This is a genomic window from Acetoanaerobium noterae (assembly GCF_900168025.1).
Lineage (GTDB): Bacteria > Bacillota > Clostridia > Peptostreptococcales > Filifactoraceae > Acetoanaerobium > Acetoanaerobium noterae.
Genome location: NZ_FUYN01000008.1, coordinates 17,657 through 36,649 on the forward strand (window position 1 = coordinate 17,657; position 18,993 = coordinate 36,649).

Annotated in this window: 35 protein-coding genes; all 35 read right to left on the bottom strand. The window is 36.4% G+C overall.

From position 1 onward, the window contains the following. Positions 1-9: 9 nt before the first annotated feature. Positions 10-951, bottom strand: a complete 942-nt coding sequence (locus B5X47_RS12270) for a DNA-directed RNA polymerase subunit alpha (RefSeq protein ID WP_079590491.1) — start codon at positions 949-951, stop codon at positions 10-12. A 62-nt stretch (positions 952-1,013) separates the two neighbouring features. Further along, a complete protein-coding gene (rpsD, locus tag B5X47_RS12275) occupies positions 1,014-1,637 on the bottom strand; it encodes a 30S ribosomal protein S4 (RefSeq protein ID WP_079590493.1) in 624 nt (207 codons plus the stop codon). Positions 1,638-1,657: 20 nt separating this feature from the next. Beyond that, positions 1,658-2,056: a 30S ribosomal protein S11 gene (gene rpsK, locus B5X47_RS12280; RefSeq protein WP_079590495.1), complete on the bottom strand. Its 399-nt coding sequence runs from the start codon at positions 2,054-2,056 to the stop codon at positions 1,658-1,660. Positions 2,057-2,088: 32 nt separating this feature from the next. Next, positions 2,089-2,457 carry a 30S ribosomal protein S13 gene (rpsM, locus tag B5X47_RS12285; RefSeq protein ID WP_079590497.1) on the bottom strand — a complete coding sequence of 123 codons (369 nt, stop codon included), beginning with the start codon at positions 2,455-2,457 and terminating at the stop codon, positions 2,089-2,091. 99 nt (positions 2,458-2,556) lie between these two features. Continuing rightward, positions 2,557-2,670, bottom strand: coding sequence for a 50S ribosomal protein L36 (rpmJ, locus tag B5X47_RS12290; protein ID WP_008516283.1), 114 nt, complete (start codon positions 2,668-2,670; stop codon positions 2,557-2,559). A gap of 17 nt (positions 2,671-2,687) precedes the next feature. Further along, positions 2,688-2,906, bottom strand: a complete 219-nt coding sequence (gene infA, locus B5X47_RS12295) for a translation initiation factor IF-1 (RefSeq protein WP_013362386.1) — start codon at positions 2,904-2,906, stop codon at positions 2,688-2,690. Between the two features lies 1 nt (position 2,907). Continuing rightward, on the bottom strand, positions 2,908-3,195 hold the full coding sequence (locus B5X47_RS12300) for a KOW domain-containing RNA-binding protein (protein WP_013362387.1): 288 nt from the start codon (positions 3,193-3,195) through the stop codon (positions 2,908-2,910). A 13-nt stretch (positions 3,196-3,208) separates the two neighbouring features. Next, positions 3,209-3,958, bottom strand: coding sequence for a type I methionyl aminopeptidase (map, locus tag B5X47_RS12305; protein ID WP_079590499.1), 750 nt, complete (start codon positions 3,956-3,958; stop codon positions 3,209-3,211). Then, the gene (locus tag B5X47_RS12310; protein ID WP_041487204.1) at positions 3,959-4,609 is read right to left on the bottom strand and encodes an adenylate kinase; all 651 of its coding nucleotides are present in this window, start codon (positions 4,607-4,609) and stop codon (positions 3,959-3,961) included. Positions 4,610-4,645: 36 nt separating this feature from the next. Continuing rightward, complete coding sequence (gene secY / locus B5X47_RS12315; protein ID WP_079590501.1) at positions 4,646-5,920, bottom strand: preprotein translocase subunit SecY; 1,275 nt, start codon at positions 5,918-5,920, stop codon at positions 4,646-4,648. Continuing rightward, positions 5,920-6,366: a 50S ribosomal protein L15 gene (rplO, locus tag B5X47_RS12320; RefSeq protein ID WP_013362391.1), complete on the bottom strand. Its 447-nt coding sequence runs from the start codon at positions 6,364-6,366 to the stop codon at positions 5,920-5,922. The genes secY and rplO overlap by 1 nt, the downstream gene beginning before the upstream one ends. A gap of 19 nt (positions 6,367-6,385) precedes the next feature. Then, the gene (rpmD, locus tag B5X47_RS12325) at positions 6,386-6,565 is read right to left on the bottom strand and encodes a 50S ribosomal protein L30 (RefSeq protein WP_013362392.1); all 180 of its coding nucleotides are present in this window, start codon (positions 6,563-6,565) and stop codon (positions 6,386-6,388) included. Positions 6,566-6,577: 12 nt separating this feature from the next. Continuing rightward, entirely contained in the window at positions 6,578-7,084 is a 507-nt protein-coding gene (gene rpsE, locus B5X47_RS12330) for a 30S ribosomal protein S5 (protein WP_013362393.1), read from the bottom strand. Positions 7,085-7,100: 16 nt separating this feature from the next. Next, positions 7,101-7,469 carry a 50S ribosomal protein L18 gene (gene rplR, locus B5X47_RS12335; RefSeq protein ID WP_079590503.1) on the bottom strand — a complete coding sequence of 123 codons (369 nt, stop codon included), beginning with the start codon at positions 7,467-7,469 and terminating at the stop codon, positions 7,101-7,103. A gap of 19 nt (positions 7,470-7,488) precedes the next feature. Then, positions 7,489-8,031, bottom strand: a complete 543-nt coding sequence (rplF, locus tag B5X47_RS12340) for a 50S ribosomal protein L6 (protein WP_013362395.1) — start codon at positions 8,029-8,031, stop codon at positions 7,489-7,491. A gap of 23 nt (positions 8,032-8,054) precedes the next feature. After that, positions 8,055-8,453 carry a 30S ribosomal protein S8 gene (gene rpsH, locus B5X47_RS12345; protein WP_013362396.1) on the bottom strand — a complete coding sequence of 133 codons (399 nt, stop codon included), beginning with the start codon at positions 8,451-8,453 and terminating at the stop codon, positions 8,055-8,057. 23 nt (positions 8,454-8,476) lie between these two features. Next, positions 8,477-8,662, bottom strand: coding sequence for a type Z 30S ribosomal protein S14 (locus B5X47_RS12350; protein WP_013362397.1), 186 nt, complete (start codon positions 8,660-8,662; stop codon positions 8,477-8,479). 15 nt (positions 8,663-8,677) lie between these two features. After that, on the bottom strand, positions 8,678-9,220 hold the full coding sequence (gene rplE, locus B5X47_RS12355) for a 50S ribosomal protein L5 (RefSeq protein WP_079590505.1): 543 nt from the start codon (positions 9,218-9,220) through the stop codon (positions 8,678-8,680). 26 nt (positions 9,221-9,246) lie between these two features. Beyond that, positions 9,247-9,555, bottom strand: a complete 309-nt coding sequence (gene rplX / locus B5X47_RS12360) for a 50S ribosomal protein L24 (RefSeq protein WP_013362399.1) — start codon at positions 9,553-9,555, stop codon at positions 9,247-9,249. Positions 9,556-9,574: 19 nt separating this feature from the next. Continuing rightward, positions 9,575-9,943, bottom strand: a complete 369-nt coding sequence (gene rplN, locus B5X47_RS12365) for a 50S ribosomal protein L14 (protein ID WP_079590507.1) — start codon at positions 9,941-9,943, stop codon at positions 9,575-9,577. 28 nt (positions 9,944-9,971) lie between these two features. Further along, positions 9,972-10,232 (bottom strand): 30S ribosomal protein S17, encoded by a 261-nt coding sequence (rpsQ, locus tag B5X47_RS12370; RefSeq protein WP_079590509.1) that lies wholly within the window; start codon positions 10,230-10,232, stop codon positions 9,972-9,974. A 23-nt stretch (positions 10,233-10,255) separates the two neighbouring features. Further along, entirely contained in the window at positions 10,256-10,453 is a 198-nt protein-coding gene (rpmC, locus tag B5X47_RS12375; RefSeq protein ID WP_013362402.1) for a 50S ribosomal protein L29, read from the bottom strand. Beyond that, positions 10,443-10,886, bottom strand: coding sequence for a 50S ribosomal protein L16 (gene rplP, locus B5X47_RS12380; protein ID WP_013362403.1), 444 nt, complete (start codon positions 10,884-10,886; stop codon positions 10,443-10,445). The genes rpmC and rplP overlap by 11 nt, the downstream gene beginning before the upstream one ends. A gap of 27 nt (positions 10,887-10,913) precedes the next feature. Further along, positions 10,914-11,705: a 30S ribosomal protein S3 gene (gene rpsC / locus B5X47_RS12385; protein ID WP_079590511.1), complete on the bottom strand. Its 792-nt coding sequence runs from the start codon at positions 11,703-11,705 to the stop codon at positions 10,914-10,916. A gap of 21 nt (positions 11,706-11,726) precedes the next feature. Continuing rightward, complete coding sequence (rplV, locus tag B5X47_RS12390; protein ID WP_079590513.1) at positions 11,727-12,059, bottom strand: 50S ribosomal protein L22; 333 nt, start codon at positions 12,057-12,059, stop codon at positions 11,727-11,729. A 31-nt stretch (positions 12,060-12,090) separates the two neighbouring features. Continuing rightward, positions 12,091-12,372 (bottom strand): 30S ribosomal protein S19, encoded by a 282-nt coding sequence (gene rpsS, locus B5X47_RS12395; RefSeq protein WP_013362406.1) that lies wholly within the window; start codon positions 12,370-12,372, stop codon positions 12,091-12,093. Between the two features lie 26 nt (positions 12,373-12,398). After that, the gene (gene rplB, locus B5X47_RS12400; protein WP_079590515.1) at positions 12,399-13,229 is read right to left on the bottom strand and encodes a 50S ribosomal protein L2; all 831 of its coding nucleotides are present in this window, start codon (positions 13,227-13,229) and stop codon (positions 12,399-12,401) included. Between the two features lie 20 nt (positions 13,230-13,249). Beyond that, complete coding sequence (rplW, locus tag B5X47_RS12405) at positions 13,250-13,534, bottom strand: 50S ribosomal protein L23 (RefSeq protein WP_013362408.1); 285 nt, start codon at positions 13,532-13,534, stop codon at positions 13,250-13,252. Beyond that, positions 13,534-14,157, bottom strand: coding sequence for a 50S ribosomal protein L4 (gene rplD, locus B5X47_RS12410; protein ID WP_079590517.1), 624 nt, complete (start codon positions 14,155-14,157; stop codon positions 13,534-13,536). The genes rplW and rplD overlap by 1 nt, the downstream gene beginning before the upstream one ends. A gap of 29 nt (positions 14,158-14,186) precedes the next feature. Continuing rightward, the gene (gene rplC / locus B5X47_RS12415) at positions 14,187-14,813 is read right to left on the bottom strand and encodes a 50S ribosomal protein L3 (protein ID WP_013362410.1); all 627 of its coding nucleotides are present in this window, start codon (positions 14,811-14,813) and stop codon (positions 14,187-14,189) included. A 95-nt stretch (positions 14,814-14,908) separates the two neighbouring features. Further along, a complete protein-coding gene (gene rpsJ, locus B5X47_RS12420) occupies positions 14,909-15,220 on the bottom strand; it encodes a 30S ribosomal protein S10 (protein ID WP_013362411.1) in 312 nt (103 codons plus the stop codon). A gap of 475 nt (positions 15,221-15,695) precedes the next feature. Then, positions 15,696-16,403 carry an ABC transporter ATP-binding protein gene (locus B5X47_RS12425; protein ID WP_079590518.1) on the bottom strand — a complete coding sequence of 236 codons (708 nt, stop codon included), beginning with the start codon at positions 16,401-16,403 and terminating at the stop codon, positions 15,696-15,698. Then, a complete protein-coding gene (locus tag B5X47_RS12430; protein WP_013362413.1) occupies positions 16,404-17,174 on the bottom strand; it encodes an ABC transporter ATP-binding protein in 771 nt (256 codons plus the stop codon). Then, the gene (locus tag B5X47_RS12435; RefSeq protein WP_079590520.1) at positions 17,174-18,040 is read right to left on the bottom strand and encodes a branched-chain amino acid ABC transporter permease; all 867 of its coding nucleotides are present in this window, start codon (positions 18,038-18,040) and stop codon (positions 17,174-17,176) included. The genes B5X47_RS12430 and B5X47_RS12435 overlap by 1 nt, the downstream gene beginning before the upstream one ends. Before the next feature lie 12 nt (positions 18,041-18,052). Continuing rightward, entirely contained in the window at positions 18,053-18,931 is an 879-nt protein-coding gene (locus tag B5X47_RS12440; protein ID WP_079590522.1) for a branched-chain amino acid ABC transporter permease, read from the bottom strand. Positions 18,932-18,993: the final 62 nt, after the last annotated feature.

An 18,993-nucleotide genomic window follows, 5' to 3' on the forward strand; every position in this document is an offset into this window, starting at 1 on the left:
TCCTTTTCCCTAGTCTTCACTTGGCTTAAGGCTGAATCCAAGCTCTTCTAGCTTTTGAATAACTTCTTCTAGGGATTTCTTTCCTAGGTTTCTAACTTTCATCATATCATCTTCTGTTTTCTCAGTTAATTCTTCAACCGTGTTGATACCAGCACGCTTAAGGCAATTGTATGATCTAACAGATAAGTCAAGTTCTTCTATTGTCATTTCAAGAGCTTTTTCTTTTTTATCTTCTTCTTTTTCAACCATAAGCTCAACTTCGCCTAAATGGTCAGTAAGATCGATAAATAGGTTTAGATGCTCAACTAGTATTTTTGCTCCTAAGGAAACACCCTCTTGAGCTCCTATACTTCCATCTGTCCAAACTTCTAAAACTAATCTTTCAAAATCAGTTCTAGTACCTACTCTTGTATTTTCAGTCAAATAGCTTACTTTATGAACAGGTGTATATATAGAATCTACTGGGATTACTCCAATTGGCATATCATCAGATTTGTTATTCTCAGCAGAAACATAGCCTCTGCCTTTATCTACATTGATTTCCATGTATAGCTTAGCATCCTCAGAAAGCGTAGCTATATGTAAATCTTTGTTTAGAATTTCAACATCTGGTGGACAAATAATATCTCCAGCTGTTATTACACCTTCACCAGTATGCTCTATTTTTAAAGTTCTAGCTCCATCAGAATCCATTTTCATAGAAAGCTCTTTTAGAGTTAATATGAGTTCAGTAACATCCTCTTTCACACCAGGAATCGTAGAAAATTCGTGTAGTACGCCATCTACTTTAATAGATGTAACGGCAACACCAGGAAGAGAGGACAAAAGTACTCTTCTTAGTGAGTTTCCTACAGTTATACCGAATCCTCTTTCCAATGGTTCTAAAGCGAATTTACCATAGTTTTCTTTAAGCTCCAACACTTCTATACTTGGCTTTTCGATTTCTATCACTAATAAACCCTCCTTGTAAAATAATTTAAAAAGATCACCGAGGGTACTAATCTTAGGTGCGGTTACTTAGAGTAAAGCTCTACGATTAGATGTTCTGCTACTTCAAGGTCAATATCTTCTCTTGTAGGATTTGCAACCATTTTAGCACTCATCGACTCAAGATTTACATCAAGCCACTTAGGAGCTACTCTTGTAGAGTTTTCAACTAATGACTTAATTTTTACAGATGATCTTGAAGTTTCTTTTACTGTTATAACATCTCCAACGCTGATTGTCATAGAAGGAATATTAGCTTTGTGTCCATTAAGATTAAAATGTCCATGTCTTACTAATTGTCTAGCTTCTTTTCTAGAAGCAGCTAGTCCCATTCTATATACTACGTTGTCTAATCTTCTTTCTAAAAGGTTAAGTAGGTTTTCACCCGCCATACCTTGCATTTTTTCTGCACGCTCAAAAGTTAATCTGAACTGAGTCTCTAAAACTCCATATATTCTTTTAACTTTTTGCTTTTCTCTTAATTGCTCTCCGTAGTTAGAAACTTTCTTTCTTCCTTGACCATGTTGTCCAGGAGCATATGCTCTTTTAGCAAATGCACATTTATCTGTATAGCATCTGTCACCTTTAAGGAATAGCTTCATTCCTTCTCTACGGCAAAGTCTGCATGATGAATCAGTATATCTTGCCACTTATATGACACCTCCTTAAATTAAACTCTTCTTCTTTTTGGCGGTCTGCATCCGTTGTGAGGAATTGGAGTAACGTCTTTAATCATTGTCACATCTAATCCTGCTGCTTGAAGCGCACGGATAGCTGCTTCTCTTCCTGCTCCAGGTCCTTTTACAAATACTTCTACAGATCTTAGTCCATGCTCCATAGCACCCTTAGTTGCTGTTTCTGCTGCCATTTGAGCGGCAAATGGAGTAGATTTTCTTGAGCCTTTGAATCCAAGCTGTCCTGCACTTGCCCAAGAAAGAGCATTTCCGTGAACATCAGTCAATGTAATAATAGTATTGTTAAAAGTTGACTGAATATGTGCGTGGCCTTTTTCTATGTTTTTACGTTCTCTTCTTTTTACACGCGTCACTTTTTTCTTTGGCTTAGCCATTATTTTCCCTCCTTACTTTTTAAATAGAGACTTTATTTCTTCTTCTTACGACCAACAGTTCTCTTAGGACCTTTTCTAGTTCTTGCGTTAGTTTTAGTCTTTTGACCTCTAACTGGAAGTCCCTTCATATGTCTGATACCTCTGTAGCATCTGATATCTCTAAGTCTCTTAATGTTTAAAGAAATCTCTCTACGTAAATCTCCCTCTACGTTATAATTATCGATCTCTTTTCTTAATAGGTTAACTTCTTCCTCTGTTAAATCTTTGATTCTAGTATTTTCGTTAATACCAGTTGCTGATAAGATTTGAGCAGAAGTATTCTTTCCTATTCCGAATATATATGTCAGACCAATTATTACTCTTTTTTCTCTTGGTAAGTCTACACCGGCGATACGAGCCATGTATTTACACCTCCTATTTTTACATTTGGACGTCGGATATGTTTTACATTATCCCAAAATTGTATTATATCAAATAATGATGTATTCTGTAAACAAATCCTAACCTTGTTTTTGCTTATGTTTAGGATTTTCGCAGATAACCATTACTTTGCCTTTTCTTTTAATTATTTTGCATTTTTCGCAAATAGGCTTAACAGATGGCCTTACTTTCATCTTAATCCCTCCTTAGGCTACTTCTTTCGCCAAGTAATTCTCCCTTTAGTAAGATCATAGGGAGAAAGTTCAACAGTTACCTTGTCTCCAGGAAGTATTCTTATGAAGTGCATTCTTAATTTTCCTGAAATATGAGCTATAATTTCATGATCATTTTCTAGTTTAACTTTAAACATAGCATTAGGAAGTGCGTCAATTATCGTACCTTCCAATTCTATAACGTCTTTTTTGGACATATTATACCTCCCTTATGTTAGAATATCCTAGCTTTTCAAGTTCTTTTCTTATAAAAGCATTTTGGCTTTGCAGGTCTTTGTAATTTATTTTATCCATATCTCCTGAAACGGCTGGCATTAATTTAAGATGCTTTAGCTTTTTAAGTTTAGGATTTTGAATTTTTCTAAGCTTACCATCAGAAATGAGTACATTCTTATCATCAACGATGCTGACAATTATAAAATATCTATTTTGATCTCTTCCTGAAATGCTTTTTACTATCTGACCTATCTGAATTTTCCCATTCAAGGCGTGACCTCCTCTATAGCGCTGTTAACAGCAGTGGCTGTTCACTGGTTATAGCAATGGTATGTTCGTAGTGAGCAGATTTTTTACCATCCAGCGTCACTGCAGTCCAACCGTCACCTAACACTTTAACCTTATAGGTTCCTTGATTTACCATGGGTTCTATCGCCAACACCATGCCTTCTTGAAGTCTAGGACCTCTACCAGCTGGGCCGTAATTTGGAATCTGAGGCTCTTCATGTAGCTCTTTTCCAACACCATGTCCAACAAAGTCTTTAACTATAGAAAATCCATAACGCGTAGCATATACCTCAATAGCATGTGAAATATCCGATAGTCTATTCCCCACTACAGCATGTTTGATTCCTTCATAAAAGCTTTGTCTGGTTACATCTATCAAAAGTTTATCATTTTCAGATATCTCGCCAACAGGATGTGTTTTTGCAGCATCTCCATGATAGCCTTTATAAAATGCTCCAATATCAATACTTATAATGTCACCATTTTTCAGTATGATATCTTTTGATGGTATTCCGTGAACTACAACTTCATTTAATGAAGCGCAGATGCTTCCAGAAAATCCACCATATCCTTTAAAAGAAGGAATCGCATTATACTTGGTTATATTTTTTTCTGCTATTTGATCTAGCTCATAAGTGCTAATGCCTTCTTTAATCGCATCTCTTATGATTTCATGAGTTTCAGCAACTATTTTTCCAGCATCTCTTAATAGCTCAACTTCATGTTTTGATTTTATAATAATCATTTATTTTTCACTTCCCAAGGCACTTACTATATCCTCAAGCACCTTATTTATATCCTGCTGACCGTCAATAGTCACTAAGATATCTTTTTTCGTGTAGTAGTCAATAAGAGGTTGTGTTTCATTTAGATATACTTCAATTCTCTTTGATACTGTTTCTTCAGTGTCGTCAGATCTTTGGAAAAGTTCACCTTGACATAAGTCGCAGATTCCTTCTTGCTTAGGCTTATTGAATTCTATGTGGTAAGTAGCTCCACAGTTTTTACAAATTCTTCTTCCTACAGCTCTGCCTACAAGTATACTTTTATCAACTTCTATATTGATTACTTTATCTAGCTTGGTATCCATTTTTTCAAGAGCAGTATCCAAAGCCTGAGCTTGGTTTTCTGTTCTTGGGAATCCATCTAGTAAGAAGCCTTCACTTGCATCAGCTTCTTTTAGTCTATCTTCAACAATCGCTACTACAAGTTCATCTGGTACAAGTAATCCTTTATCCATATATTCTTTAGCTTTTCTTCCAAGCTCAGTGTTTTCTTTAATGTTTTTTCTAAAGATATCACCAGTAGAAATATGAGGCACTTTGTATCTATCTACGATCCCAGAAGCTTGTGTACCTTTTCCAGCCCCTGGAGGTCCTAAAAGTATTAATCTCATCTTTTCATCTCCTAGGAATGCTCCGATCATTGGAGTTTATTTTAAAAAGCCTTGATAATGTCTCATTACCATTTGCGCTTCAATTTGCTTCATTGTTTCAATAGCAACACCGACAACAATCAGTAATGATGTTCCGCCAAATCTAAACGGTATGTTAGTTGCCGCATAAATGATAGTTGGTAGGGAAGCTATTAATGCTAAGAAAACTGCTCCTGCAAGTGTCAATCTGTTAAGTACTCTTGCTAAATATTCCTCTGTAGATTTTCCTGGTCTTATTCCTGGAATGAATCCATTTGAGTTTTTCATATTTTCTGCAACTTCGTCAGGTTTAAACGTAATTGATATATAGAAATATGTGAAGAATACTACTAGTAGGAATTCCATAAGTGTATATACATAGATTCCTGGGTTTCCACTTGCTGTGAACCATTTTGAGACAAATGCCTGATACTCAGGATTTTTTATAAATATACCTAGAGTCTGTGGGAATGCAAGTAGAGATACTGCAAAGATTACAGGTATTACTCCAGCTTGATTTACTTTTAGAGGGATGTGCGTTGATTGACCTCCGTAAGTTTTTCTTCCTACAACTCTTTTTGCATATTGAACAGGTATTTTTCTAACTCCCTGAAGCACTAGGATAACACCTACTATTATAGCTACAGAGATTATTAAAAATACACCTACTTGAATAAAATTAAGCTCTCCAGACTTTACAAGTTCAAAAGTTTGAACAGTAGCCTGTGGTATTCTAGATACAATACCAGCGAAGATTAAAAGTGAAATTCCGTTTCCAATGCCTTTTTCGGTAATTTGCTCTCCAAGCCACATCAAAAATGCTGTTCCTGCTGTAAGAGTTAAAACTACGCTTATTTTACTAAGTATAGAATCCGAAACAAGGGCACTGTTAAAGAATCCAATTCCAATAGCAGTAGCCTGAATAAGTGCTAATACTACTGTAAGATATCTAGTGTACTGAAGAATTTTCTTTCTTCCCTCTTCACCAGATTTCTGCATGTCTTCAAGTGCAGGTATAGCAACTGTCAAAAGTTGAATTACTATCGATGATGTAATGTACGGCGTGATGCTCAGCGCAAAGATCGTAAAATTACTAAATGCTCCTCCAGCTACGATATCATAAAAAGATAGTATGCCTGCCTGTTGAGAAATCATTTGTTTTATTACATCGACGTTTATTCCTGGAACAGGAATTGCTGTACCTATTCTAAATACTACCAGCATTAAAAAGGTAAATACCAATTTTTTTCTTAAATCCGGTATCTTAAGAGCATTTTGAAGTGTCTTAAACATTAGATCACCTCGGCCTTTCCTCCAGCGGCTTCTATCTTCTCTGCAGCTGATTTTGTGAACTTATTTGCTTTGATTGTAAGTTTCTTTTCTATGCTGCCATTTCCTAGTATCTTAACGCCATCTTTTTCGATTTTTCTGATGATTCCAGTCTCTTTTAAAAGCTCTGGTGTAACTTCAGTTCCATCTTCAAAGGCATTTAACTTATCTACATTTAAGATTGTATATCTAGCTTCGAATTCGAAGTTATTAAATCCTCTTTTAGGAAGTCTTCTATATAGAGGCATCTGTCCACCCTCAAATCCAGGTCTAACTCCTCCACCTGAACGTGACCATTGACCGTCTTGTCCTCTACCTGCAGTTTTACCTTGACCAGTCGCAGTACCTCTACCGATTCTTCTCTTAGCTCTAACTGCGCCTTTAGCTGGTTTTAACTCGTGTAGTTTCATTCCTTGCACCTCCTTTTGCTTAAGCTTCTTCTACTTTCACAAGATGTTTTACTACTTCAATCATACCTCTGATTTGAGCGTTATCAGGCTTTTCTACTGTTTGCTCTCTCTTAGTAAGTCCAAGAGCTGTTACAGTTTTTCTCTGATTTGGCTTTGTAGCTATTACACTTTTTACAAGCGTTATTTTTAGTTTTGCCATTTCTTTCGCCTCCTAACCTAAAAGATCTTCTACTTTTTTACCTCTTAGGGTTGCTACGTCTTCGATTTTTCTAAGTGAAGCAAGACCTTGCATTGTTGCGTTAACAACGTTTCTCGCATTGTTTGTTCCTAGTGATTTAGATCTAACGTCTTTAAGACCAGCTAGCTCTAACACGTCACGAACAGGTCCACCTGCGATAACTCCAGTACCTTCTTTAGCTGGCATGATAAGAACATTTCCTGCTCCGTATCTTCCTTGGATTCTGTGAGGTACAGTAGTTCCAACTATAGGAACTGTGATAAGGTTCTTCTTAGCGTCTTCCACTGCCTTACGAATAGCCTCAGGTACTTCCATAGCTTTTCCAGTACCGATCCCTACGTGTCCGTTTCTGTCTCCAACAACTACAAGCGCAGCAAATCTAAAGTTTCTACCACCTTTAACAACTTTTGTTACTCTTCTTATGTCAATAACTTTTTCTTCGATATCTAGTTGTCTAGCATCTATTGGCTTTTTAAGCATCTTATCCCCTCCTTTTTTAGAATTTCAATCCAGCTTCTCTTGCGGCTTCTGCAAGCTCTTGAATTCTTCCGTGATAAATATATCCTCCTCTGTCAAATACGACAGTATCGATTCCTTTTTCTAAAGCTCTTTTTGCAGCAAGCTCTCCAACTTTTTTAGCAGCGTCTTTGTTGCTTGTGCTTGAAAGAGTTCCTTTTAATTCTTTATCAATCGTAGAAGCGGATACAAGGGTAATTCTGTTTATATCATCAACGATTTGTACATAAATATTATTAGTACTTCTGTACACGTTAAGTCTTGGTCTTTCAGGAGTTCCCTTTACCGTTTTACGCACTCTCTTGTGTCTAGCAATACGGTTTGCGTTTTTATCTACCTTCTTGAACAACTTTCTTCACTCCTTTCCTTTATTTCTTACCTGTCTTACCTTCTTTACGTCTTACATATTCTCCAGAGTAACGGATTCCTTTGCCTTTGTATGGCTCTGGCTCTCTCCATGCTCTTACTTTAGCAGCATAGTTACCAACTAATTGCTTGTTGATTCCTTTGATTAAAATCTCTGTTTGAGACGGAACTTCAACTTCAATGCCATCTGGATCTTCCATTTCAACTGGGTGTGAGAATCCTAAGCTAAGTACTAGTTTCTTTCCTTGCTTAGCAGCTCTGTATCCAACTCCAACTATTTCAAGTTTCTTTGAGTATCCTTCTGTTACGCCTATTATCATGTTGTCAATAAGTGTTCTAGAAAGACCATGTAATGATCTATGCTTCTTATTGTCAGTAGGTCTAGTAACAACTAGCTCACCTTCATTAAGTTCAATCTTAAGATCTTTTGAAATTTGCTCAGTTAATGTTCCCTTAGGTCCTTTAACTGTAACTAGGTTTTTATCATCTATTTTAACTTCTACACCGCTTGGAACGGTTATAGGTTTACGTCCTATTCTTGACATTTAGGCACCTCCTTTGCATAAGTTTACCATACGTAGCAGATTACTTCTCCACCTACGCCAAGCTCTCTAGCTTGCTTATCTGTTACAATTCCTTTTGAAGTAGATATTACTGATATTCCAATACCGTTAAGTACTTTTGGAACATTGTTTCTATCAGCGTATACTCTCATACCTGGCTTAGAAATTTTCTTTATTCCAGTAATAACTTTCTCACCATTTTTGCCATACTTAAGCTGCATTCTAATAAGTCCTTGCTTACCATCTTCGATTACGTCGTAACCTTTGATGTATCCTTCTTCTAAAAGAATTCTGGCAATTTCCTTTTTTATATTTGAAGCAGGTATGTCAACTGTATCGTGTTGTACCGAGCTTGCGTTTCTTACACGTGTTAGCATATCTGCAATTGGATCTGTCATTGTCATGATCTTTTACCTCCTTCCATGTATTACCAAGAAGCTTTTCTTACTCCTGGTATTTGGCCTTTGTATGCTAATTCTCTAAAGCATATACGGCAAATTCCGAATTTTCTTAGTACCGCATGAGGTCTACCGCATAGATTGCATCTTGTGTATTCTCTAGTTTGGTACTTTTGCTTTTTTTGTTGCTTAAGGATCATTGCTTTTTTTGCCACGATTTTCCCTCCTTTTTACTTTGCAAAAGGCATTCCGATTAGTCTAAGTAGCTCTCTTGCTTCTTCGTCGGTTTTTGCAGTTGTTACAAATATGATATCCATACCTCTAACCTTATCTACTTTATCATATTCGATTTCTGGGAAAATAAGTTGCTCTTTAATTCCAAGCGCATAGTTTCCTCTTCCGTCGAAAGCATCTTTACTTACACCTCTAAAGTCACGTACCCTTGGAAGTGATATGTTTACTAGTTTATCAACGAAGTAATACATATTATCTCCTCTAAGAGTAACTTTTGCTCCGATTGGCATTCCTTCTCTTATCTTGAAGTTAGCAACAGATTTTCTTGATTTTGTTGTAACTGCTTTTTGTCCAGCTATCTTTTCAAGTTCAGCTATAGCAACGTCAAGTATTTTAGCGTTGTCTTTCGCCTCACCGATACCCATGTTGATTATTACTTTTTCAAGCTTAGGAACTTCCATTACATTGCTGTAGTTGAATTTTTCCATAAGTGCTTTTATGATCTCTTGATCGTATTTAACTTTTAGTCTTGAAGCCACGTGATTCTGCCTCCTTTCAAACTATATTATATTTGCTCTCCTGATTTCTTAGATATACGAACTTTATCTCCGTTTTCTAATTTCTTCATTCCAACTCTAACACCTTTTCCAGCTTTAGCATCGAAAAGCATTACGTTAGATACATGAATAGGTTGTTCTATGTGTATAATTCCACCCTGAGGGTTTTTTTGGTTTGGTTTTTGGTGTTTAGTAGCTACGTTAACGCCTTCTACAAGAACTTTATCTTTTGAAGTGATAACTTCTAGCACTTTACCTTTTTTACCTTTATCTTTTCCGCTTATTACTACTACGGTATCTCCACTTTTAATACGCACTCTTATGACACCTCCTTGATTATAGAACTTCTGGTGCAAGGGAAACGATCTTCATGAACTGCTTATCTCTAAGCTCTCTTGCTACAGGTCCAAATATACGTGTTCCTGTTGGAGTTTTATCATCTTTTATAATTACTGCAGCGTTCTCATCAAATTTGATGTAGCTACCATCTTTTCTTCTAAGTCCTTGCTTTGAGCGTACTATAACCGCCTTTACTACTTTACCTTTTTTAACAACTCCGCCTGGTGTTGCACTTTTAACTGAAGCAACGATAACGTCTCCGATGTTTCCTGACTTTCTCTTAGATCCGCCAAGTACTCTAATGCAAAGAATCTCCTTAGCTCCAGAGTTGTCAGCAACCTTAAGTCGTGTTTCTTGTTGTATCATTATAATACCTCCTCTCTGCTAATTCGAATTATTCAGCAGCTCTTTCTACTACTTCCACAATTCTCCATCTTTTATCTTTTGAAAGAGGACGAGTCTCCATTATTTTGACTCTGTCACCTATTTTGCATGTATTTTCCTCGTCATGAGCTTTATACTTAACAGTTTTCTTAACTGCTTTTCCATATAGAGGATGACGTACTAGTTCTACTATAGATACTACAACAGTCTTATCCATTTTGTCTGAAGTAACATATCCAATTCTTGTTTTTCTAGTTGTTTCTCTTTTCATTTATATCCTCCTTTCCCAAAGGCTTATGCGTTAGCCTTTTGTTTTTCGTTAAGGATGGTCTTAACACGTGCAATATCTTTTCTTATAAATCTTAATTTCACTGGATTGTCTAGCTGTCCTGTAGCCAACTGGAAACGAAGGTTAAAGAGTTCACCTTTAAGTTCGTTGAGTTTAGATCCAAGTTCAATAACAGTCATATCTCTTAACTCTTTAGCTTTCATCAGCTTCACCACCCTTTACTTCTGTTTCCTCACGCTTCACAAATTTACATTTAATAGGTAATTTGTGCATAGCTAGTCTCATAGCTTCTCTTGCTCTTTCCTCTGATACCCCTGACATTTCAAACATTACTCTACCAGGCTTTACTACTGCTACCCAGTACTCAGGTGAACCTTTACCAGCACCCATACGAGTTTCAGCCGGTTTTTGTGTTACAGGCTTATGAGGGAATATTTTTATCCATACCTTACCGCCTCTTCTTACTGATCTGTTAATAGCGATACGGGCTGCTTCTATTTGATTCGATGTGATCCAAGCTGGCTCAAGTGCCACTAGGCCATAATCACCGTATGTTATGGTATTACCTTTTTGAGCTTTACCTGCCATACTGCCTCTATGAACTCTACGACGCTTAACTCTTTTTGGCATTAACATATTTTTTCCTCCTTCCTCTAATTAGGACTAATTACTAGAAGGTCTTGGGGTTCTTTGAGAATTTCTTCTGTCTCCTTGACCGCCTTGTCCTCTATCATTTCTTCTATTAAATCCGTCATCTCTTCTTCTTGGTTTTTTCTTCTCTTCTTTAGGCATAACTGAGTCTAATTCTCTTTTTGGTCCTTTTCTTGTAGGAAGAATTTCTCCTTTACAAATCCAAACCTTAACGCCTAGTTTTCCGTAAGTAGTATCTGCTTCTGCAAATCCATAATCGATGTCTGCTCTAAGTGTATGAAGTGGCACGTTTCCTTCTGAATATCCTTCAGTTCTAGCCATCTCTGCTCCACCAAGTCTTCCTGATGTAGAAACCTTGATACCTTTAGCTCCAGATCTCATAGCTCTTTGCATAGCTTGTTTCATAGCTCTTCTAAAAGCAACACGTCTTTCAAGTGCAAGTGCTATATTTTCAGCTACTAGTTGAGAATCAATTTCTGGTCTTTTAACCTCAAGAATATTAACAAAAGCTTGTTTACCAGTCATTTTTTCAACTTCGTTTTTGATTTCTTCGATGCCTTGTCCACCTTTTCCTATAACCATTCCTGGTTTAGCAGTAAAGATGTTTAATTTCACTTTATTTCCTGATCTTTCGATTTCTATTTTAGGAACGCCTGACAAATAAAGCTTCTTCTTTAATACTTTTCTGATTTTAAAATCTTCCTGTAAAAAAGCTGCGAAGTCTCCTTTATTTGCAAACCATTTTGAATCCCAGTCTTTATTAATACCGACTCTAAGTCCATGTGGGTTTACTTTTTGACCCATTCTTTTCCCTCCTATCTACTATTATCTTTCTCTTACAACAACGCCAATATGACTTGTTCTTTTTCTTATTCCAGTTGCTCTACCTTGAGCTCTTGGCATAAATCTCTTAAGCGTTGGTCCTTGGTTTGCGTAAACTTCAGAAACATAGAGTTTTTTAGGGTCCATATTCATATTGTTTTCCGCATTTGCAGCAGCTGATTTTACAACCTTAGCAATGATACCCGCGCTTTTTTGCGGCATGTATTTTAATATTGCAAGTGCTTCGTCTACATTTTTGCCTCTAACTAAAGAGCAAATTTGTCCAGCTTTACGCGGAGAAGTTCTTACATATTTAGCTATCGCTTTAGCTTCCATCTATTATTCATCTCCTTCCATAATCAAGGAATTATTTTCTTTTACTTGTTCTATCGTCGTCTTTATGTCCCTTGAATGTTCTAGTAGGAACGAATTCTCCTAGTTTATGTCCAACCATATCTTCAGTAACATATACTGGCACGTGCTTTCTGCCATCATGTACAGCTATAGTATGTCCTACAAATTCAGGGAATATTGTTGACGATCTAGACCATACTTTTATAACAGTTTTATCGTTATTTTTGTTCATTTCTTGTACTTTCTTTAAAAGTCCTTCATGTACGAAAGGCCCTTTTTTAGCTGATCTTCCCATCTATGAAATCCTCCTTTCAAGGCTTACTATTTCTTTCTCTTAGAAACAATCATTTTATTAGAAGCTTTTTTCTTCTTTCTTGTCTTGTATCCAAGTGCTGGCTTACCCCATGGAGTTACTGGAGATGGTCTTCCTATTGGAGATCTACCTTCTCCTCCACCGTGTGGATGGTCATTAGGGTTCATAACAGAACCTCTTACTGTAGGTCTGATTCCCATATGTCTTTTTCTTCCAGCTTTACCGATAGTTACGTTCTCGTGATCAAGATTTCCAACTTGTCCAATTGTAGCTTTACAATTGATGTTTACGTATCTTGTTTCACCTGAAGGTAATCTAAGAAGAGCGTTTTTGCCTTCTTTAGCCATAAGCTGTGCAGAAGTTCCAGCAGATCTTACCATTTGTCCGCCTTTTCCTTCTTTAAGCTCGATGTTGTGTACTAATGTACCAACTGGCATATCCTTAAGCTTTAAGCAGTTACCTACTTTGATATCTGAACCTTCTCCAGAGAATATTACATCTCCTACTTTTAATCCGTTTGGAGCTAAGATATATCTTTTTTCTCCATCTACGTAGTGAAGTAGTGCAATATTTGCAGATCTATTTGGATCATATTCGATTCCAGCTACCTTTGCAGGTATTTGATCCTTGTCTCTTTTGAAATCTATGATTCTGTATTTTCTCTTTGCTCCGCCGCCTCTATGACGAACAGTTATTGATCCTTGAGAATTTCTTCCTGCATTCTTCTTAAGAGTAGCAAGAAGAGATTTCTCTGGCTCATGCTTAGTGATTTCATCTGACTTAAGTACAGTCATGTGTCTTAAGCTCGGAGTAATCGGTTTGTATTTTTTAATAGCCATTTAATTTCCCTCCTTTTTACTTATACTCCAAAGAATTCAATTTCTTTGCTCGCTGGTGTTAGAGTAACAACTGCTTTTTTATAAGAAGAAGTTTTCCCTACATATTTTCCCATTCTTTTAGTTTTTCCATCGTAGTTTAAAGTGTTAACTTTTGCTACTTTAACAGAAAAAATTTGTTCTACAGCTTGTTTGATTTGAGTTTTGTTAGCAGTTTTGGCAACAACGAAAGTGTACTTCTTCTCTGCTGATGCTGCCATACTTTGCTCTGTGATAATCGGTTTAATTATGATATCATGCGCTAGCATTATGCGTACACCTCCTCTGTTTTTCTAACTGCTTCTTTAGTAATTATTAGTGAATCATGTCTCATAATGTCATATACATTTAGAGTGTTCACAAAAGTAATATCTACTCCCGGAATGTTTCTTCCTGATTTAACAACATTTGGAGAATTCTCAGCTGTTACTACAAGTGCTTTTTTACCAGCGTTTACTGCAGATAACATAGCTATGAAGTCCTTAGTTTTAGGAGCATTCATTTCTAAAGCATCAAGAACGATTAAGTTTCCTTCGTTAACCTTAGTAGTTAAAACACTCTTAAGAGCAAGTCTTCTAACTTTCTTGTTTACACTGTAGCTGTAATCTCTAGGCTTTGGTGCGAATACTACTCCTCCACCAATCCATTGTGGAGATCTTGTACTACCTTGTCTAGCTCTACCAGTTCCTTTTTGTCTCCAAGGCTTTCTTCCTCCGCCTCTTACTTCGGCTCTAGTCTTAGCTGACTGAGTTCCTTGTCTTCTATTTGCAAGGTGATTCTTAATTACTTCGTATACAGCATATTCACTGATTTCAGCAGCGAAAATGCTTTCTGAAAGCTCAAGTTCTTCAACCTTTTGTCCGTTTATATTCAATACATCAACTTTAGGCATTTTTGTGTTCCTCCTTTCCTATCTATCGATTAACCTTTTATAGCCTTTTTAATTACTACTAGGCCTTTTTTCGGTCCTGGAACAGCACCTTTAATAAGGATAAGATTTTTTTCTACATCTACTTTAACTACTTCAAGATTTTGAATAGTTACTCTTTCAGCTCCCATGTGTCCAGCAAGTTTTTTACCTTTGAAAACTCTTGATGGATCAGAAGCAGCTCCCATTGAACCAGGTCCTCTGTGATATCTAGAACCGTGAGTCATAGGTCCTCTACTTTGATTATGTCTTTTTATAGGCCCTTGGAATCCCTTACCTTTTGAAGTTCCTATAGCGTCTACTTTCTCTCCAGCTTCAAATACATCTACTTTGATTTCTTGAGCTAAAGAATAAGCTGATAAATCTTCAACTTTAAATTCTCTTACGAATTTTTTAAAGCCTACTCCTGCTTTTGCAAAGTGTCCTCTAAGAGGTTTGTTAACTCTCTTTTCTTTAACTTCTCCAAAAGCAACCTGAACAGCTTCATAGCCATCAGTTTCTTTGTTCTTGATTTGTGTTACTACCATAGGTCCTGCCTCAATTACTGTTACTGGAACTAATCTTCCATCTTCAGCAAAAACTTGAGTCATCCCTAACTTTCTTCCTAGTACTGCTTTCATAAGTACACCTCCATTAATCTTACAGCGGATTGCTGAGCAATCATACTAAGATAAGGTATCTATCTATTTAAAATACCTTAACTTCTTTGTGCATTTTACAGTTTGATTTCTATGTCTACGCCTGCTGGCAGGTCTAGTCTCATTAGAGAATCAACTGTCTTAGAGCTTGGGTTACTAATATCGATAAGTCTCTTGTGAGTTCTGATTTCGAACTGCTCTCTAGAGTCTTTGTATTTGTGAACCGCTCTTAAGATTGTGATAATTTGTTTCTCTGTAGGTAGCGGAATTGGTCCTGAAACAGATGCTCCTGTCCCTTTAGCCGTCTCTACAATTTTCTCAGCTGACATATCTAGGATTCTGTGATCGTAAGATTTCAGTCTGATTCTGATCTTTTGATTTTTTGACATTTTTTTACCTCCTATCGTACGATTATCGTACGACTCGACCTCTGAAAACTGTTCCGGGTGTTTCTAAAGTGTGTTTAAAAAAAACAGCCTTTCAGCGTCTCGTCGCCCCATTCTAGATGTTGCATACTCCGTAGAAATTACCCAAGCAATGCTTAGCAACCTTCTACATCATCGCATTCCTTAAAAAACACACTACTATATTGTATATCAGCATCATAGCTAATGCAAGCTTTTTTTGTTTATTTTTAAAGTTTTTTAGAAGTTTTTTTCAGCTAGATTTTTCAGAATAATCCATAATTATTATTCTAATTTTTGAAAGTAAAAAAATCTGTTTAAAACACAGATTTTTTCACTTTCTTAACCTATTAATTATACCTTAATTTAAAAAAATATCCAAGTTTTTTATATTTAAAGTCACTATTTATTATTTGAATTCATTGCTTCATAAATATATTCTTTCATATTAATATAGATTCTAATGTTTTTTTCCTAAATAAGCTTCTTGGATTCTCTCATCTTTTAGTAAATCTTTTGCATTGCCCTCCAAGGTAACAACTCCCTGCTCCAAAATATAAGCTTTGTTTGCTACCGAAAGAGCTTTATAAGCATTTTGCTCTACGAGTAGAATTGTTTTTCCCATCTTTTGAATTTCTTCAACTATTTCAAATATAGTTTTAATAAAAAGTGGAGCAAGGCCTAGTGATGGCTCATCTAAAAGCACAAGATTTGGATTGCTCATTATGCCTCTACCCATGGCAAGCATCTGCTGTTCTCCGCCTGAAAGAGTTCCTGCAACCTGATTAATCCTCTCATCAAGTCTTGGAAAAAGCTTAAATATGCCTTTCAAATCTTCTTCAATCTTATCCTTGTCTTTTCTAAGAAAGGCTCCCATATATAAATTCTCTTTTACAGTGAGATTTGCAAATATTATTCTGCCTTCAGGAACTTGGCATATCCCAGATTCAACTATTTTATGAGGAGCCTTGGCTAGGGGTAGCCCCTTGTAAAGTATCTCTCCCTCCTTAGGCTTAACTATCCCACTGATACAATTAAGAAGAGTTGATTTTCCTGCACCATTAGAACCTATTATAGATACAACATCGCCTTCTTTTACATCAATAGACACTCCTCTTAGGGCGTGTATTCCACCATAATATACATTTAGATTTTTTATTTGTAGCATCTATTCGTCCTCCTTTCCAAGATAAGCTTCGATTACATTTTTATCATCTTGGATTTCTTTAGGAGAGCCCTGTGCTAAAGGAAGACCGAAGTTTAGTACAAATATCCTGTCACAAACACCCATAATAAGGTCCATATGATGCTCTATTACTAAAACAGTCACATCGAGCTTATCTCTTATTTCTCTTATAAGCTCCATAAGTCTAAGAGTTTCCTCGGGGTTCATTCCTGCTGCTGGCTCATCAAGTAGAATGAGTTTTGGATTAAGAGCGAGCGCTCTTGCAATTTCCAATCTTCTTTGAAGTCCATAGGGAAGATTTGATGCTAGCATATTTTTATGCTGAGTAAGTCCCATAAGCTCCATTAAATCTTCAGCTTTTTTTGCAAGTAGCTTTTCTTCATTCTTAAACTTCCTCGTTCTAAAAACACTGTCTAAAAGCCCATAACTAGCTGACTTGTGACAAGCAATTAAAACATTTTCATAGGTAGTTAAATTCTTAAATAATCTTATGTTTTGGAACGTTCTTGTTATTCCTGTATTTGCTATTTGAAATGGCTTTAATCCACTAATTGACTTTCCTTCAAATAAAACATCGCCTTCTGTAAGTCCATATATTCCAGTAATAAGATTGAAAATGGTAGTTTTACCAGCTCCATTAGGACCTATCAGTCCAAATATCTCACCTTTTTTAATGCTAAAATCCACTCCACCTACTGCCGTTAGTCCTCCAAATTTTTTGGTGACATTTTTTAATGTTAGCATCTCGCTCATTAAATATTCACCTCTTTTTCCTTATTGAATAATTTTTTGATAAATTTGAAATTAAGCTCTTTTCCTCCCATAAGCCCTCTAGGTCTACTTATCATGATAGCAATAACAGCTAATCCATAAATTACAAGTCTCCACTGGTAGAAGTCTCTAAGTATCTCTGGAAGTGCAGTAAGAAGGATAGCTCCAATAACGCTTCCTGTAATACTTCCAAGTCCACCAAAAATCACTATAATTGTAAGCTCTGTTGATTTAACCATTTGGAACATAAGGGGTTGTAGATATCCAAGGTAATGTGCTAGCATTCCTCCAGCAACTCCTGCATATAATGCACTAATTCCCAGTGATGTCATCTTATATCTAAATACATCTATACCCACTATCTGAGATGCAAGCTCTTCCTCTCTTATGGCTTTCATATTTCTACCATGTCTGGAATTTATTATAAATACCATCACAATAATTGCAACAACATCTATAATCATTACGTTCCAAAAGGTTGTGTATAATGGAATACCTGCCCAACCTCTAGAGCCTCCGAAATATTGAATATTATCAAGTATAAGTCTAATGGCTTCTCCAAAACCCAGAGTTGCTATACAGAAATAATCTCCTTTTAGATTAAGCGTGAATTTTCCTATTACTAAGCTTATAAGCGCTGCTGAAAGACCTCCAACTAGTAACGCAGGAATAAACGGAAGCCCAAGCTTGACAGTCATCATTGTAGTCATATATGCTCCTATAGCCATAAAACCTGCATGTCCAAAAGAAAAAAGCCCTGTAAATCCTGTAAGAAGAGATAAACCTAGCACTGTTAAGAGATTTATTCCAGCCAGTATTAGTATCCCTTGCACATAATACATATCCATATCTATCCCTCCTTATGCCTTATCCTCGTTAGATTTACCCATGATTCCAGTAGGTCTGATAATTAAAACAGCAATAAGTAGTGCAAAAGCTATCAAATCTCTATATTGTGAGGATATATATCCCGATGTAAGCGTTTCGATAATTCCTAATAAAATAGAACCTATAACTGCGCCTTGCAAACTTCCTAGTCCTCCAAATACAGCCGCTATAAAAGATTTCATAGTTATTGCGCCGATTTGAGGATATACTGTGTATTTCATGCCAAAAAGTACACCTGCTATCCCCGCTAGTATTCCACCAAGTAAGAATATAGTAAATATTACCTTGTCGACATTTACTCCCATAAGAGTACTCCCTTTGGAACTGTATGATGTCGCTCTAATAGCTAGTCCTATTTTAGTTTTCTCTATTATATATACTAATATACTCAAGCTTATAGCCGAGATGACAAACATAAGAACATCTAGCCTTCCTATTGTCAGTGCTCCAATTTGAATCGGAGTAGCAGAAAACACTGGTGGATAGGTTCTAAAAGTAGGCCCAATCGTCGCTACTACAATATTTTCTAAAAATATAGATGCACCCATTGCTGATATTATAAAGTATAAAAACGGTGCATTTCTTTTCCTCAGTGGATTATAAGCCACTCTTTCAACTATTATTGCAAGTATCCCAGAGCCAAGAGCCGCAGTTACGAATGCAACTGGGAAACTAAAATTTAGTAAGGAAATACAAAAAAATCCTATGTATGAGCCTATCATTATTACGCCGCCGTGGGCAAAGTTAGAAAAGTTCATAATACTGTAAACCAGTGAGTACCCAACTGCCATAAGTGCATAAACACTTCCAATGGATAAGCCGTTAATCATCTGCTGTATGAATCCAATCATCGAATTAACCCCTTTCGTATTTCATATTAGGTCACTCTTATAGATTAAATAGCAAAGTCTTC